Here is a 14,846-nt window from a genome sequence, read left to right on the forward strand (position 1 = left end):
AAGGGGGATGTAGCGATGCCCCGTTTTGAACATGATGAAATCTCACATTACTATACGATCATCGGCGCTGGATTTCCGATGATCTTCATTCATGGGCTTGGCCTCAATCATCAAAACTGGCTGGGTCAAGTCCCCGTGTTTAAAAAAAATTTCACAGTCATCACCTACGACATCCGCGGTCATGGCGGCACCGGCATTTCGCGCGGTCCGATCGAAATCGGTGATCTGAGCGAAGACTTGCACGCCCTCTGTCGCCATCTAAAGATCGAGAAAGCCTTTCTCGTCGGCTACTCCACAGGCACGTTGATCGCCGAACAGTTCACCCTCGACCATCCTGAGATGGTCGCAGGTCTTTGCTTGATCGGAGCGTTTGCAAAAGTGCAAGGCATTGCGATGATGATGAAAAACAATTTTTCCAAATGGCTGATCCAAGCCAAATTGCACAAACTGATCGCCTATTCGGTCGCACAAAACAATGCGCACAACGTCGTTCAACGCGGCTTTTTCTACCGCATCGCCAAACGAGCCGTACCAGCAGAGACGCTGCGCATCATCGAAGCTTCCGAACGATTCTTGAGCATGCACGAAGTCGCCAACATCCGATGTCCCGTCCTGCTGATCAACGGCTCGAAAGATCGGGCCACCAAAGCGTATGCCGAGCAATTCTCCACAGAGATGGACTGTGCAGAGCTTGCGATGATCGAAGGGGTCAACCATTCGGTGGCGACAAGGGCAAAGGATCAATTCAACTCGTTGCTGCAAGAGTATGTGCTGCGCATCGAACTGCCGCTCGACCCAACGCTGCACTTCCACTAAAGTGTGGTACAATCGGTGGTACGAATTTCGTAGCAAAGGAAGTGCTGCCGATGAACACCCATTCTTATCCCGACTCTCGGCCACTGGCAGGCGCCAATGCCATCGTGACGGGCGCCTCCCGTGGAATCGGGCGCGCGATCGCCATCGCGCTGGCTGAAGCGGGTGCAAACCTCGTGGTCAATTATAAAAATTCTGCCGCGGCTGCGCTGGAAACGGTCGAGTCCTGCCGCCGTGCGGACGTGAACGCCATCGCTGTACAAGCGGATCTCAGCGATCCGGATCAGGCCGCCTATCTGATCGAAGCGACCTGTGTCAATTTTGGCGCACCACAAATTTTGGTCAACAATGCTGGCATCGCCAAGACGGGCCTCTTGCTCGATACCACTGTGGAAGAATGGGACGAGATGATGAACGCCAACCTGCGCGCACCATTTTTGTGTGCCAAAGCGGTCTTGCCACACATGGTCTCCAAACAATATGGTCGGATCATCAACCTGTCCTCGATCTGGGGCATGACTGGTGGTTCTTTTGAAGTTCCTTACTCGGCCAGCAAAGGCGGGATCATCTCCTTTTCCAAAGCGCTGGCCAAAGAGGTCGGCCCCTCCGGCATCACCGTCAACTGCGTTGCACCAGGTGCTGTGATGACCGACATGCTCGCCCATCTGAGCGCCGAAGACCTGGCTCGCATCGCCGACGAAACTCCGGTCGGTCGCCTTGGAACACCACAGGATATCGCCTCTGTTGTGCGCTTTTTAGCGTTGCCATCTTCCTCGTTCATCACAGGACAAGTGATTTCACCAAACGGTGGACTTGTCACCTAATTTTAAGCTGGGAATGGGTGAACATTTGGGCCATTTCGGGTATGATAGTATCTGGTACATATAAAAAAAGAGATCGAGGAGGTTCTTCACTGATGACCACTGCAACTGAACGTCAAGGCATCACCTTTAAAAACAACCCGGTAACCCTGCAAGGCACCGAAGTTAAAGTAGGCGACCAAGCTCCGAACTTTACCGTATTGGCAAATAACCTGACCCCGGTGACGCTCGATGAGTCGAAAGGCACCGTTCGCATCATCTCGGTCGTCCCGTCTGTAGACACTGGCGTATGCGACGCGCAAACCCGCCGTTTTAACGAAGCTGCAGCAGACCTGACCAACACCACCATCCTGACCGTTTCGGTCGATCTGCCGTTTGCACAAGGCCGTTGGTGCGGTGCTGCTGGCATCGATAAGGTACAAACTGTGTCTGACCATCGCGACCTGTCCTTCGGTTTGGCATATGGCGTTGTGATCAAAGAACTGCGCCTGCTCGCTCGCGCAGTATTCGTTGTCGATTCCAACGATAAAATCGTCCACGTTGAATACGTTTCCGAAGTGACCAACCACCCGAACTATGAAGCTGCAATCGAAGCTGCAAAAGCTGCGAAATAAGTAGCACAAACAAAAACAGCACTCCCGAGGGAGTGCTGTTTTTTCATGCAATGGATTAGGAACAAGCGCCCGGTTTGCCAGCGTCGCCAGCAGTGCGGAAAGAAGAACCGCAACCACAAGTCGAAGCAGCGTTCGGGTTCTCAATCTTGAAACCTGCGCCCATCAAAGAATCTACATAGTCCACAACTGCACCTTGGAGGTACTGGCCGCTCATCTCATCGACCACTACCTTAACGCCGTTCAACTCGTACAGAGCGTCATTGTCCTTCTTCTCGTCAAGCGCCATGCCATAGCTGAAGCCAGAGCAGCCGCCAGACTTGATGAAGACGCGCAGTGCCAGTTCAGGGTTGTCTTTCTGAGCCAGCAGGGCAGATACCTTCTCTGCTGCAGATTCGGTCAAGGTTACCATGTGACTCACCTCCTCTACTAATAATACCTCTCCAGCATACCCGATATGCGAGCAAATGTACAGTTTCTAAAAGTGACCAACTTTACCTTTTGATCATGTAAAAGCAGGATTCACGATTATCCCACGCGATTTCTGCCATGTCCATCGTAATGTCGCCACGCGAGACCAGACTGTACAATTGGGCCAAACTTTCGATTTCGATGATCTTGCGATTCATTTTGTTGAGGTACCATTCGCCCGATTCATTTTCTTCGACCTTACCCGCATAGGCTAGATTGAGACGCTCCGAGAGGTCATCGCCGATAAACGTCTCGATCACCGCCGAATACTTGTATGCTGTATCTATAAACAACATACGCTTGGTCGGAAGAGATTGCTGCTTGACTCCTGCCAATTTTTCCAGCGCAGCTACCATTTTCTCGGCAGCCTCAGACTGCTTGTACTCCTGATAAAGCTCCGTAACATCCTTCCCGGCCGCGTCGAACACCTTTCCATTCTTCATCGTCAATGGATACGAAAACGGCTTCTCCAACGTGCGTCCCTCCTCAGTGCAAGACATGTTATGTATACTCGATTCGCTTGGAAAAAAAGGCACGTCCTCATGTTGCTGAAGACTGCCCGCATTTATCCTCCCAAATGACGCTCCTGCTAGTGACGCAAGGCGGTAAAAATTTCTGTGTCATATTTCTTGGCCAACGTTTTGTCGTACGTCTTGTCAGCCACCAATTGATTCGTGAGCTTGCCTCCGTAAAACATCACGTCGCGGACAGCATCGATCGAAATCTCCACCCCAGCCATGTTCAAGGAGACACCTGCTAATTTGTCAATGTACTGTTTCGCGCGACCAGTAATCGCGGTTGCCGTTCCCAGCCCCAACACCGTCACGGTCACAAGATCATTCTTTGCAATGTTTTGCAACAGCTTGGAGCGGCCATCGATCGCCAGTCGAAGCGTCGTTGGACCTGTGGCCAACAGCCAGGAGATGCAGAGGATATTCGGCGAACCGTTCTCCGCATCGATGGAAGCAAGCAGTACAATTTGCTCCCCCTGCAGAAAATTGACCAGGTCCTCTGATAGTTGGTTTGTTGCTTGTTCAGCCATCCTTGTGAACCCCTTTCCGATCGAGCTGCAGCCCTGTGTTGCCAAGACTTTCTATAAGTCATTATAGCATTTTTTGCCCCTTCCCATACGTGGCCGGGCAGATTCTGTCACGAATAGGAAGCGTGGCTTTACTACATTCTAACAAGTGGAACGAAGTGTGCTTCGATTCCTATCAAAAGGAGGTATTGCAGTGCAGACCACGCATTCTCGCATCGGCGACATCGTCGCAAGTTGGAACGAGGATCTGGTGGCGGCGAACCATCTCGCAGAAGAGGATTGGCTCGAGGCGGGTCGTCAACGAGCAAAAGAGGCAGTACCTCTTGTCAGCATGGACGAACAAATGGCCTAACGACGTCACCAATGGAAAAAGACCCTGACACTAAAGTGTCAGGGTCTTTTTCTCGATCAATGCCAACAACTTGACTTCAAACTCTGCCAAGTCATGGCCCGAGACGATCTCATCTTCCACAAAGGCAAATGGGCGTACCGCGCACTCACCGCAGTTAGTGAGGCAGCCGTAACGAGAAACTGTCCATTCTGGATGTTCTTCCCGCAAGCGCAGAAAAAGTTCCTGAGTGAACGACATCAAGTTCCCATTGCAAAAATCGACGGTTACCCGTTTATTTTCGCCCACTTCTTCTCCTTGTCGAAGCGGTCACGCTCATTTTTCTTGAGATACTTCTTGCGCAGGCGCACCGATTTCGGCGTTATTTCACAGTATTCATCGTCGTTCAAGTATTCAAGCGCTTCTTCCAGCGACATGATGCGCGGAACTTTCAGGCGCGTGGTGTCATCTTTCGTCGCAGAACGGACGTTGGTCGCCGCTTTGGTCTTGCAAGGGTTGACCGTCAAGTCGGAGTCACGGTTGTGCTCGCCGACGATCATACCTTCGTACACTTCGGTACCCGGGTGGATGAACATCACCCCACGGTCTTCCAGACCTTCGATCCCATAGGTGCTGGACGTGCCAGTTTCAGCAGCGACGAGAACGCCCATGTGGCGACCTTCGATCGAGCCTTTGGACGGCATGTAGCTGTGGAAGGAATGGTTCATGATGCCAAAGCCGCGAGTGATCGTCAAGAACTCGGTTCGGAAACCGATCAGACCGCGCGCAGGGATCAAAAACTCCAAACGCACGTTGCCATTGCCAAAGTTGATCATGTTGGTCATGTCTGCTTTGCGCAGACCGAGACGCTCCATGACAGAGCCCATATGATCTTCCGGCACGTCGATCAGCAGATGCTCATACGGTTCGGATTTCACGCCGTCGATCTCTTTGAAGATAACCTGCGGCTTGGATACTTGCAGTTCGAATCCTTCGCGGCGCATCGTTTCGATCAGGATCGACAGGTGCAATTCCCCACGTCCAGAAACGACGAACGCATCGGGCGAATCGGTTTCATCGACGCGCATCGATACGTCAGTTTCCAATTCTTGGAACAAACGATCGCGCAGTTTACGCGAGGTGACATGCTTGCCTTCCTGACCCGCAAACGGAGAATCGTTGACGATGAACGTCATTTGCAGAGTCGGTTCGTCAATATGCAGAAGCGGCAAGGCTTCTTGATTCTGTAAGTCAGCGATCGTTTCCCCCACATTCAGTTCGCCAAGACCGGAGAAAGCGATCAGATCGCCCGCTTCCGCCTGCTCGACTTCGATGCGGTTGAGCCCTTGGAAGCCAAACAGCTTGACGATGCGCTGGCGTTCTACTTTGCCGTCACGCTTCATAACCGCTACCTGTTCATTGACCTTAACTTTACCGCGATGAACGCGGCCGATGCCGATGCGGCCGAGGTAGTCACTGTAGTCGAGCATGTTGACCTGGAGTTGCAAGGGCGCATCCGGGTCAACAGCCGGACTCGGGATGTGCTCGATGATCGCATCATAGAGCGGTTTCATGTCTTCGCCAGGCTGTTTGTAGTCGAGCATCGCATAGCCATTGAGCGCCGATGCATAGACCACCGGGAATTCGAGTTGTTCGTCGTTCGCATCGAGTTCGATAAACAGTTCGAGCACTTCGTCGATGACTTCTTCCGGACGCGCTGTCGGGCGGTCGATTTTGTTCATGACGACGATCGGCTTGAGGTTTTGCTCAAGCGCTTTGCGCAGGACAAACTTCGTTTGCGGCATGACGCCTTCAAACGCATCGACGACGAGCAATACGCCGTCAACCATTTTTAAGATCCGTTCCACTTCGCCACCAAAGTCAGCATGTCCCGGGGTATCGACGATATTGATCGTGTAGTCGCCGTAGCTCACGGCGGTGTTCTTCGCGAGGATCGTGATCCCGCGTTCGCGTTCAAGATCGTTGGAGTCCATCACGCGCTCAGACACTTGTTCGTTGGCGCGGAAGATACCAGATTGTTGCAAGAGTTTGTCAACGAGGGTCGTTTTCCCATGGTCAACGTGGGCAATAATCGCAATATTTCGAAGAGCTTCTTGATGCTTCATAATTTCCTCCTACCTACATTCCATAGAGACACATTTCACATTCTGCCACAGAATTCGAATTCGTGCCACTACAAATCCACAAAGAAGAGACGACTCTGGGCATTACGTAGTCTTTGCCCCAAGTCGCCTGATCAACCACATCATGAAGAAGGAAAATAGAAACAAACAGATCACCCATGCCCAAGCAAGTCCATTCTGTCCGCTTTCCACGGCATTGTAGATACCAAGCGGCAGGGTCTGCGTGCGACCTGGAATGTTGCCTGCGACCATCAAAGTCGCACCAAATTCGCCCGTTGCTCTTACAAAACTTAACAAAAAGCCAGAGAGTAGCGCTGGCCATGACAGTGGGAGCGTGACATGCCATAGCACCTGCCAAGAGTTGGCTCCCATCGTCGTGGCAACCGCCTCCAGCTCCTTATCGATCATCTCAAAACCTGTTTTCGCCGCTTGATACATCAGAGGAAACGAAACGATGGAGCTGGCGATCACCGCTGCATACCACGAAAACAAAATCCCGTTGTCCGGAAAAATTTGACCCAGACCGGAACGCCCCAACACGACGAGCAGTCCGAAGCCGACCACCGTCGGGGGCATCACCATCGGGAGCAACAGGATCGACTCCAGCACCATTTTCCCATGAAACTCCCGCCGTGCCATCCACTTACCGATGAGCGTGCCAAGAATTACGGTGATCAGCGTAGCACATCCGGCGACTTTGAGTGACAGCCAAACGGGAGACCAGAACGATTCACCTATCATGATCCTCTCGTCCCTTCTGCTCCAAAAGCGCTGCACGAATCATCTGTCATCGTGCGTGCGGCACCACGTCACTTTTTATCGAAGCCCGCTTTTTCGAGAATGGCTTGGGACTGTTCGTTAGTCAAATAGTCGAGCAGCTTTTGCGATTTCTCCTGATGTTTCGTCTGTTTGAGCACCGCTAATGGGTAGACGATCGGAGAGTGGGAAGCTTCCGGCGCTGTGACTGCAATCTTTACTTTGTTGGAGGAAAGTGCGTCCGAACGGTAGACGATCCCCGCGTCGACATCGCCACGCTCGACATAGGTCAGCACCTGTTTGACATCTTTACCGAACACCCCTTTCGGTTGCACGACGTCCCAGACACCTTCATGAGTCAGAGCTTCTTGCGCATATTTTCCTGCTGGTACCGTCTCCGGTGTGCCCAAGCCGATTTTGTTGATGTCCGGTTTGGCCAGATCTGCCAACGAGGTGAGCGCCGACGCCTGCTTCCCTTCGCTCGGTACGATCAATACCAATCGGTTCACAGCCGCATCGCGTCTCGTTCCATCCACCAGCAGGCCCTGCTTCTCCAGCGCGTCCATCTGCCCTTTCCCCGCCGACCAGAAGAGATCGGCCGGAGCACCTTGCTCGATCTGCTTTTGCAAAGTTCCCGAGGCGCCCAGATTGATCGTCACTGCCACGTCTTTATGCTCTTTTTCAAAATTCGCTTTGATCGTCTCAAGCGGTTCAGCTAAACTTGCAGCTGCCGAGAGGATGATCTCCTCTTTCTGCACCACAGGTTCTGCCGTTGCGCATCCCAATGCCAACAACCCTGCGATCGGTAAAAGAAGCCAGCTCTTTTTCATTACTCATCCATCTCCATCCATCTCTCCAGCGCCTCATCTAACTCGACCTGCGCCAAATCGCGCGCTTCCAAGAGTACATTCAGCTTCGAGGAATCTGTACTATTTTCCGGGTCGAGAAGCTCGGTATCGAGGTATTTTAATTTCTCCTCGAGCTCTGCGATCATCGCTTCTAATTTGGCTTTTTGGTACGGATTTACCTTCTTTGTGGCCTCAGAAACTTCTGATCGGGTCGGTTGCTGAATTTCTACAGGTGTGTGCACCCGCTCATGCGGCTGGACATCCCTCTGCTGTTCCTTATACTCATCAAAATCGCCCAGATAACGGGTCAGCCCGCCACCTTCCAGCGCCCAGATTTTGTCGGCGAGGCGATTGATAAAATAGCGGTCATGAGAGATGACCAAAATCGTCCCCGGAAACTCATCAAGCGCCTCTTCTAGTGCTTCGCGGGACACGATGTCGAGATGGTTGGTCGGTTCGTCGAGCAGGAGCAGATTGGGCTTTTGAAACATCAACAGCGCCAGACGCAGGCGACTCCATTCACCGCCAGACAAGTTTTTGACCAGTCGAAACACGTCTGGGCCAAAGAATTGGAACCGCGCCAACTGGCCGCGCGCCTGCCCTTCCTCCATCCTGACCTCATCCTTAAAGTACTGCAAAACGGTCTTCTCTTCGTCTTGCGGCGCTTCCTCCTGCGCCAAGTACCCGACTTCCACGCGTGCGCCCAAGCGCACACTGCCCGCATCTGCCGTTTCGCGCCCGAGGATCATTTTAAACAGCGTGCTCTTACCCGCTCCGTTGTCACCGATCAGAAAGACTCGCTCGCCATAGGTCAGCACATCGCTGACCCCTTGGAACAGCAGGCGTGGCCCATACGATTTGGCTGCTTCTTCGATCACCACGACCCGTTCGCCGGAGCGGTCCTTCAACTTCCAGTGCAGGTCCATCGCCTCTTGCTCGAGCTTCGGACGCTTCAGCTTCTCCATGCGGTCGAGCGCCTTTTGGATCGAGGCGGCCTGACGGTGGAATTTCGGATTCTGCGGGTTGCGTCGTGCCCAATCGTACAAGCGCTTGATCGTTTCCTGCATCTTCTTGATCTGCTTTTGCTGCTCCTGAAAATGCGCAAATTCCAGCAGTAGCCGCTCTTCTTTCTCTTTCTGATACCCGCTGTAGTCGGTGTGGTAGGTGAACGCTTCGCCGTCCTCAATCTCGACCACTTTCGTCACCACTTTATCCAAAAAGTAGCGGTCATGCGAGATGATCACCACCGTGCCGTCATACTCGCTCAGATAGCCTTCCAGCCACTCGATCGCCTTCATGTCCAAATGGTTGGTCGGCTCGTCGAGCAACAGCAAATCGGGCTGCTCCAACAGCAAGGCGGCCAGACCGATCTTGGTTTTCTCCCCGCCAGATAGCGAGGCGAATGGTCGTTGATATTGCTCGTTTGGCACGCGCAAACCGTTGGCGACTCGTTCGATGTTCGCTTCCATCTCATAGCCGCCTTCACGCTCAAAGCGTTCGCGCAACCGATCGTACTCTGCAAGCACCGCTTGCAGTTGCGCCTCTACCTCAAACACGGCCGGGTCGGTCATCTTGACTTCCAGCTCTCCCATCTGCCGCTGACAGGCGCGCAGTTCGGTGTAACCGCGGGCGATCACTTCATACACGGTCGTCTCATCCCCGTAGTTGGGAATCTGGGCCAAACTGCCTATCTTCGTCCCTTTGCGAATGTGAATCTGTCCGCCGTCATGCTTTTGTTCGCCGCTGATCAGTTTGAACAGCGTCGTCTTCCCCTCTCCGTTGCGCCCGATCAAGCCAACGCGGTCCTTTTGCTTAATCTCGAGCGTGACGTCGGAAAGCACCAGATTCGCACCATAATATTTTTGCACGTGTTGTACGCTTACGATCATTTTCGATTTCCTCCTCGGGTGAACAACTGCCCTCCCGAAAACGGTGCGCAAAAAGGCCGCGGGGAAATTTCCCCGCGGCCTGTGCTACCATCGATCGTGGTATAGGCAGGAGTCATTTCTCAATTTCTTCAACATCAATTGGGTTAAATTTGGACATACTGATCCCGTAAATTGGAGCATTCCCGCATTTTCCCAGAACTGCCAATGACATCTGGGACAATTGATTGTTGACGAATTGAGTATTCATCCTGCCTACACCCCCTTTACATAAATAGTTGTACTCACTATACATCAACTTAGCGCCACTGGCAAGCCTGATTTTCAGACTATTGCTCCAATCTTTGCTGCTCGGGCGCGCTCGCTTGTGCCGCTTTGTTCAACTTGCGCCGAGAAAGCCACAATCCGAGCAAGCAGAGGTACAATCCCCAGTGAATCCCTTTATCGGCAATGTTGAAGATATGCGATTCACCGATCGGGTTGATAAAATCGATCACATGCTGATAAAACACGCGGTCAAACAGGTTGCCAAGCGCTCCGCCAAGCATCAGCCCCAAGCCGATCTGCAGCCACAGGTTGCGATCGTGACGACCTTTGACCATAAACCCGACCAGCGCGATCACCGCCAGTGCAGAAACGGTGATCAAAAATTCAAGATGCCCGCTGAAAATCCCGCCTGCAGCACCTGGATTATAAAAGAGTGACCACTCATACCAGCCGTCGATACCAGGCACCTTTTCGCCAAGCGTCAAGGTGCGTTCCGCCCATACTTTAGTCACTCGGTCGAAAGCAAAGACGAAGGAAGCGGACAGCCAAAACACCAGAAGGTTCTTGTTCATCCTCTCGTCTCCTCTCCGTATTCGCCTCGTCTATGCTTGTTTGACCATGCGCACATGCCAGATACCTGCATCTAAAAACGGTTCATCTGAGATGTTGGCATAGCCGAGTTTCTCATAAAAGGTCTCTGCGTGCGTCTGCGCTTCCAAAATAAACTTGACAAATCCCTGCTCACGCCCGATTTCTTCAAGTTTATGCATGATGGCAGCCCCGTATCCTTTGCCCCGCCCCTCTTTCCTCACGGCGATGCGCTCCATCTTGCCCGCCCCGTCCGTGTACGGTCGAATGCGGCCCGTCGCCACCGGACGGCCAGCTTCATCATAGGCCAGCACGTGGATCGCTTCATTCTCATATTCATCCACCTCGATCTCCGACGGCACGTTTTGCTCTTGAACGAACACGATCATTCGAATCTCCAGCGCAAGTCCGTATTGTTCTTCTGTTGTAATCTGTTCGGTGCGGATTGCCATATGTAGTTCCTCCTCAGGAAATGCTTGAAAATGTAGTCTTCTCATTTTAACAAAAAAAGAGCCCTCGCGGTAACGAGAGCTCTGTGTTGCTCAACCAAATTTGTACGTGATGCCATGACCGCCTTTTGGGTAGACCCACTCGATGTTGTAGTCTGGGCAACCGATGCGGCACGTACCGCACTCAATGCAGTTTTCAAAAGCTACGTGCGTGGTCAAGTCTGCCCAGGAATACACGTCGGCCGGGCAGAAGTCGTTGCATTCTTTGGTCTCACATTTGACGCACACCTGTTGATCTTTGATGATCAAGTGTGAGATGTCGTCCACTTTATAGCGAATCGTATAGAGCTTTTCCTCGATCGTTGAACCTTTGTTCTCACTCATCCGTTGATCGCCCTCCATCCCTTCCAGCCCAGTTTGACAAGATCCCATGTGCCGCCGGCCGTCTGTTTGATCTGGTTGATCGCATAGCGTTGTTTTTCCGCTTTGCTCTTTCCATCGACCTTGAGCATCTCAAAAGCGGCAGCGTTGAGCGCCCGCGGGAGGTCGGAGAAGAGCAATTTGGGATCGATCTCATTGAGCAGACCGTGCAAACCTTGATATTTCTTGAGGTCTTTGCGGATAAACGAAGCGGCCACTTGGCGGTCGTACAGCGACAAGGCGGATTTTGAATAGTCGCCTTTTTCTTTCGCCCCGATGATCGCTTCACCAGCCAATCGCCCGGAGGTCATCGCGAGGTTGGTCCCTTCCCGATGGACGAAGTTGATCAGTTGCGCCGCGTCGCCGCAGACGACCCAGCCATCGCCAGACAGCTGCGGCACCGCATGCAAACCGCCTTCCGGAATCAGGTGCCCTGCATACTCCTTCGTTTCTCCACCCTGTATCAGTTTACGAATGGCCGGGTGCTTTTTGACCTCTTCGAGCAGATGATAGGGCTTGACCCTGCTTTTTTTCAGGTCTGACACCATCACGCCGATGCCAAGCGAGATCGATTCCTTGTTGGTGTACAGAAAACCAAGACCGGTCATGCCAAGCGATGTTTCCCCGGCAAACTCGATCGTCGCCCCTTCATCGCCTTCCAGCCCAAAACGGTCTAGAATCTTTTCTTTCGGCAAAAAAATCTGCTCTTTCACGGCCAGTGACACTTGATCGGGCGCCCACTCCTTGTGAATGCCAAGCGATTTGCCAAGCAGCGAGTTGACCCCATCGGCGATGACGACCACATCCGCATAGAGGTCGCCATCCTCGCGATCGGTGCGAACACCGACCACTTTGTTGCCTTCGCGGATCAATTCCAGCGCGACCGTTTCGTAGACGGGCAAGGCACCCGCTTCTACCGCTTTGTTGGCAAACCACTGATCAAATTTCACCCGCATCCCTGTCCAGCAGTTCGCAGGATCTTTAAATCCTTCATTTCTGTGCCCGAGCTTGGTCACCGCTTCTTGACCCATGATCCATAAGTTCTGTTCGATTATTTTGCGCTCCAGCGGCGCTTCCTTCCAGAACTCTGGCACGATGTCCTCCAACTGCTTGCGATAGATCACACCGCCAAAGACGTTTTTCGAACCGGGGAACTCCCCTCGCTCCAACAGCACGACCGACAGCCCTGCACGCGCCATCGTCAGAGCTGCGGCGGCTCCTGCCGGACCAGCGCCGACGACGACTGCATCAAATTTTTCCATGTCCTCTTCTCCTCCTAGTCGACGACCTCTTGCGGAATTGGCTCTTGGGCTGATGCAGTCGATTGTGCCGCCCGCTTTGCTTTGATCGCCTCGGTCAACGCCGGAACGATCTTGAACAGATCGCCTACGATTGCGAAATTGGCCACTTTAAAGATCGGCGCATCTGGATCACGGTTGATCGCGAGGATGCAGTCTGAGTTTTGCATGCCGACCAGATGTTGCACAGCTCCGGAGATCCCGACAGCAAGGTAGAGTTTCGGGCGTACCGTGTAACCTGTCTGTCCGACTTGATGGGCGTGCCCGATCCAGCCCGCATCGACTGCAGCGCGTGATGCTCCGACCACACCGCCCAGCGCATCGGCCAGCTCTTGGAGCAGTTGAAACGAATCGGGCCCGCCAAGGCCGCGGCCCCCTGCGACGATGATCTCCGCTTCTTCGAGGTCAAAACGCTCCGTCGCCTCGATGAATTGCAGCACCTGCGCGTCAATTTCCTCTTCTGCCATCAGCGATGGTACGGAGTGAATCTCGCCTTGGCGCGTCGGATCATACGGTGCGGCTTCAAACACACCAGCGCGGGCGGTCGCCATCTGTGGGCGATACTGCTTGCACAGGATTGTCGCTAACATCTTCTCAGAAAAAGCGGGGCGGGACGCTAGCAAGAGACGACTCGGGTGCGGTTCCACGTCAAGGATGGTGCAGTCGGCGGTGAGTCCGGTCGGCAAATGCGTGGCAATCGCGCCTGCTAAGTCACGGCCCGTCGCCGTCGCTCCAAAGAGCACGATCTCCGGTTTGACCTCGCGAATCACCTGAAGTGCCACCCGTGAGTACGGTCTGGTTCGGTAGTCTTTCAACTCCGGAGCATCGGCGATGTACACGCGATCTGCTCCGTATGCGATCGCGTCCTTAGCCAAATTGTCCACATCGTGGCCGATGACAAGAGCGATCAGATCGACTTCCAATTTGTCGGCCAGTTTCCGTCCCTCACCAAGCAATTGCCAAGAAACGCTTTTCGCGTGACCGGCCCGCTGTTCGACAAAGATCATCACACCGCGATAGGCCGACCAGTCGGGCATATCGTCAGGCACGTTCTGCTTTTTGTTCTCTGCTGCCATTTTGATAACACCTCCCTTTGATTACCATCCGAAGCGGGTCGGCAGTTCCGTTTCCCAAAGCTTCTCGAGCGCAGCACCTGCCACCGCTTCTGGCGTATCGCCTTCCAGAAATGCGGTGTTGACCTGTTTCGATGCGGGAACCCACGTTTTGGCCACGATCGTCGGGGACCCTTTCAGACCGATCTTGCTTCGGTCCAGTTCCGGAAAGTCTTGGGTTGTCCAAATCACCGGCTTGAATTGTGCGGCGCGAATCATACCTGGTAGCGGCGCGCGACGCACTTTGTTCAATTCTTTGAGCGCCGTGATCAAAACGGGCATCTTGGTCTGCACCACCTCGACCCCGTCCTCGAGCAGGCGCTGGACGGTGATGCGCCGCTTGTCCACGTCGATATGTTCCACTTTCGACACGTAGGTCAACTGCTCCAAGTCGAGACGGCAGGCAATGCCCGGACCCACTTGTCCTGTATCGCCATCGAGCGTTTGCTTGCCGCAGAACACGATGTCTACCGGACCGAACACGGCGGACACTTTCTGAATCGTCAGACCCAGCACATATGATGTGGCGAGCGTGTCCGCACCTGCAAAACCGCGGTCGGTGACGAGAACTGCGCCGTCAGCACCAAGCGAGATGCATTGTTTCAATGACTTCTCCGCAGGCGGAGGTCCCATGCAGACCACCGTGATTTTAGCGCCCACCGTCTCTTTGATGCGCAGCGCCTCTTCCAATCCATGCAGATCATAAAAATTCGCAATCGCCGGAACCCCGTCGCGAATCAGCGTATTCGTCTTTGGGTCGATGCGAATCTCCCGGGAGTCCGGCACTTGTTTAACACAGACCACGATATGTAGCATCATGACTTCCCCCTAAGCGTTTGTCCTATTTCGATACATATGAACAATCCGCAGGATGTATGAAAGAAAAAAGATATGTTAGATAATCTAACGTATTACATTTATATTGGTCATATTTTGTAACTGAACCTTATTGCGTGAAGATGCTATTAATTTGATTTAAATTTATAACTGAATCT

General features: G+C 53.1%; 18 protein-coding genes. 4 read left to right on the forward strand and 14 right to left on the reverse strand.

Features of this window, described 5'->3' with window-relative positions; translation table 11 throughout:
- The first annotated feature begins 15 nt into the window (after nucleotides 1-15).
- The 3 genes from CIG75_RS13600 (at nucleotide 16) to tpx (ending at nucleotide 2,248) form a co-directional block, all read left to right on the forward strand.
- Nucleotides 16-816, forward strand: a complete 801-nt coding sequence (locus CIG75_RS13600; RefSeq protein WP_094237127.1) for an alpha/beta fold hydrolase — start codon at nucleotides 16-18, stop codon at nucleotides 814-816.
- 50 nt (nucleotides 817-866) lie between these two features.
- Nucleotides 867-1,637, forward strand: a complete 771-nt coding sequence (gene ymfI / locus CIG75_RS13605; RefSeq protein WP_094237128.1) for an elongation factor P 5-aminopentanone reductase — start codon at nucleotides 867-869, stop codon at nucleotides 1,635-1,637.
- A 92-nt stretch (nucleotides 1,638-1,729) separates the two neighbouring features.
- Nucleotides 1,730-2,248, forward strand: a complete 519-nt coding sequence (gene tpx / locus CIG75_RS13610) for a thiol peroxidase (protein ID WP_094237129.1) — start codon at nucleotides 1,730-1,732, stop codon at nucleotides 2,246-2,248.
- Between the two features lie 55 nt (nucleotides 2,249-2,303).
- Here tpx and erpA read toward each other — a convergent pair whose 3' ends face one another.
- The 3 genes from erpA to CIG75_RS13625 all read right to left on the reverse strand — a co-directional run bounded on the left by erpA (nucleotide 2,304) and on the right by CIG75_RS13625 (nucleotide 3,758).
- Nucleotides 2,304-2,702, reverse strand: a complete 399-nt coding sequence (gene erpA, locus CIG75_RS13615; protein ID WP_265415084.1) for an iron-sulfur cluster insertion protein ErpA — start codon at nucleotides 2,700-2,702, stop codon at nucleotides 2,304-2,306.
- 37 nt (nucleotides 2,703-2,739) lie between these two features.
- Nucleotides 2,740-3,189: a hypothetical protein gene (locus CIG75_RS13620; RefSeq protein WP_227874223.1), complete on the reverse strand. Its 450-nt coding sequence runs from the start codon at nucleotides 3,187-3,189 to the stop codon at nucleotides 2,740-2,742.
- 116 nt (nucleotides 3,190-3,305) lie between these two features.
- Nucleotides 3,306-3,758, reverse strand: coding sequence for a pyridoxamine 5'-phosphate oxidase family protein (locus tag CIG75_RS13625; RefSeq protein WP_094237132.1), 453 nt, complete (start codon nucleotides 3,756-3,758; stop codon nucleotides 3,306-3,308).
- Between the two features lie 190 nt (nucleotides 3,759-3,948).
- On the opposite strand from CIG75_RS13625, the gene CIG75_RS20770 reads away from it, so the two are divergent.
- Entirely contained in the window at nucleotides 3,949-4,107 is a 159-nt protein-coding gene (locus CIG75_RS20770) for a hypothetical protein (protein ID WP_157729553.1), read from the forward strand.
- A 30-nt stretch (nucleotides 4,108-4,137) separates the two neighbouring features.
- Here CIG75_RS20770 and CIG75_RS13630 read toward each other — a convergent pair whose 3' ends face one another.
- From CIG75_RS13630 to CIG75_RS13680, 11 genes are all read right to left on the reverse strand, one after another.
- Nucleotides 4,138-4,392, reverse strand: coding sequence for a YuzB family protein (locus CIG75_RS13630; protein WP_094237133.1), 255 nt, complete (start codon nucleotides 4,390-4,392; stop codon nucleotides 4,138-4,140).
- Nucleotides 4,371-6,209, reverse strand: a complete 1,839-nt coding sequence (typA, locus tag CIG75_RS13635) for a translational GTPase TypA (protein WP_094237134.1) — start codon at nucleotides 6,207-6,209, stop codon at nucleotides 4,371-4,373. Before typA ends, CIG75_RS13630 begins: the two co-directional genes overlap by 22 nt.
- 102 nt (nucleotides 6,210-6,311) lie before the next feature.
- The gene (modB, locus tag CIG75_RS13640; RefSeq protein WP_094237135.1) at nucleotides 6,312-6,968 is read right to left on the reverse strand and encodes a molybdate ABC transporter permease subunit; all 657 of its coding nucleotides are present in this window, start codon (nucleotides 6,966-6,968) and stop codon (nucleotides 6,312-6,314) included.
- A gap of 68 nt (nucleotides 6,969-7,036) precedes the next feature.
- Nucleotides 7,037-7,813, reverse strand: coding sequence for a molybdate ABC transporter substrate-binding protein (gene modA, locus CIG75_RS13645; protein WP_094237136.1), 777 nt, complete (start codon nucleotides 7,811-7,813; stop codon nucleotides 7,037-7,039).
- A complete protein-coding gene (gene abc-f, locus CIG75_RS13650; protein WP_094237137.1) occupies nucleotides 7,813-9,720 on the reverse strand; it encodes a ribosomal protection-like ABC-F family protein in 1,908 nt (635 codons plus the stop codon). Before abc-f ends, modA begins: the two co-directional genes overlap by 1 nt.
- A gap of 326 nt (nucleotides 9,721-10,046) precedes the next feature.
- Complete coding sequence (lspA, locus tag CIG75_RS13655; protein ID WP_094237138.1) at nucleotides 10,047-10,556, reverse strand: signal peptidase II; 510 nt, start codon at nucleotides 10,554-10,556, stop codon at nucleotides 10,047-10,049.
- A 30-nt stretch (nucleotides 10,557-10,586) separates the two neighbouring features.
- Nucleotides 10,587-11,024, reverse strand: a complete 438-nt coding sequence (locus tag CIG75_RS13660; RefSeq protein ID WP_094237139.1) for a GNAT family N-acetyltransferase — start codon at nucleotides 11,022-11,024, stop codon at nucleotides 10,587-10,589.
- Nucleotides 11,025-11,114: 90 nt separating this feature from the next.
- Nucleotides 11,115-11,405 (reverse strand): ferredoxin family protein, encoded by a 291-nt coding sequence (locus CIG75_RS13665; protein ID WP_227874224.1) that lies wholly within the window; start codon nucleotides 11,403-11,405, stop codon nucleotides 11,115-11,117.
- Nucleotides 11,402-12,703 (reverse strand): FAD-dependent oxidoreductase, encoded by a 1,302-nt coding sequence (locus CIG75_RS13670; protein WP_094237141.1) that lies wholly within the window; start codon nucleotides 12,701-12,703, stop codon nucleotides 11,402-11,404. The genes CIG75_RS13665 and CIG75_RS13670 overlap by 4 nt, the downstream gene beginning before the upstream one ends.
- Before the next feature lie 14 nt (nucleotides 12,704-12,717).
- Nucleotides 12,718-13,815 (reverse strand): electron transfer flavoprotein subunit alpha/FixB family protein, encoded by a 1,098-nt coding sequence (locus tag CIG75_RS13675; RefSeq protein WP_094237142.1) that lies wholly within the window; start codon nucleotides 13,813-13,815, stop codon nucleotides 12,718-12,720.
- 21 nt (nucleotides 13,816-13,836) lie between these two features.
- Nucleotides 13,837-14,670 carry an electron transfer flavoprotein subunit beta/FixA family protein gene (locus CIG75_RS13680; protein WP_227874225.1) on the reverse strand — a complete coding sequence of 278 codons (834 nt, stop codon included), beginning with the start codon at nucleotides 14,668-14,670 and terminating at the stop codon, nucleotides 13,837-13,839.
- Between the last annotated feature and the right edge of the window lie 176 nt (nucleotides 14,671-14,846).

The sequence above is a fragment of the Tumebacillus algifaecis genome (genome assembly GCF_002243515.1).
GTDB classification, from domain to species: domain Bacteria; phylum Bacillota; class Bacilli; order Tumebacillales; family Tumebacillaceae; genus Tumebacillus_A; species Tumebacillus_A algifaecis.

Coding starts and splice junctions, on each gene's coding strand:
- ymfI (WP_094237128.1), top strand. CDS start 867: ATGAACACCCATTCTTATCCCGACTCTCGGCCACTGGCAGGCGCCAAT.
- CIG75_RS13680 (WP_227874225.1), bottom strand. CDS start 14,670: ATGATGCTACATATCGTGGTCTGTGTTAAACAAGTGCCGGACTCCCGG.
- modB (WP_094237135.1), bottom strand. CDS start 6,968: ATGATAGGTGAATCGTTCTGGTCTCCCGTTTGGCTGTCACTCAAAGTC.
- CIG75_RS13675 (WP_094237142.1), bottom strand. CDS start 13,815: ATGGCAGCAGAGAACAAAAAGCAGAACGTGCCTGACGATATGCCCGAC.
- lspA (WP_094237138.1), bottom strand. CDS start 10,556: ATGAACAAGAACCTTCTGGTGTTTTGGCTGTCCGCTTCCTTCGTCTTT.
- typA (WP_094237134.1), bottom strand. CDS start 6,209: ATGAAGCATCAAGAAGCTCTTCGAAATATTGCGATTATTGCCCACGTT.
- CIG75_RS13625 (WP_094237132.1), bottom strand. CDS start 3,758: ATGGCTGAACAAGCAACAAACCAACTATCAGAGGACCTGGTCAATTTT.
- CIG75_RS13665 (WP_227874224.1), bottom strand. CDS start 11,405: ATGAGTGAGAACAAAGGTTCAACGATCGAGGAAAAGCTCTATACGATT.
- modA (WP_094237136.1), bottom strand. CDS start 7,813: ATGAAAAAGAGCTGGCTTCTTTTACCGATCGCAGGGTTGTTGGCATTG.
- abc-f (WP_094237137.1), bottom strand. CDS start 9,720: ATGATCGTAAGCGTACAACACGTGCAAAAATATTATGGTGCGAATCTG.
- CIG75_RS13670 (WP_094237141.1), bottom strand. CDS start 12,703: ATGGAAAAATTTGATGCAGTCGTCGTCGGCGCTGGTCCGGCAGGAGCC.
- tpx (WP_094237129.1), top strand. CDS start 1,730: ATGACCACTGCAACTGAACGTCAAGGCATCACCTTTAAAAACAACCCG.
- CIG75_RS13600 (WP_094237127.1), top strand. CDS start 16: ATGCCCCGTTTTGAACATGATGAAATCTCACATTACTATACGATCATC.
- CIG75_RS13660 (WP_094237139.1), bottom strand. CDS start 11,024: ATGGCAATCCGCACCGAACAGATTACAACAGAAGAACAATACGGACTT.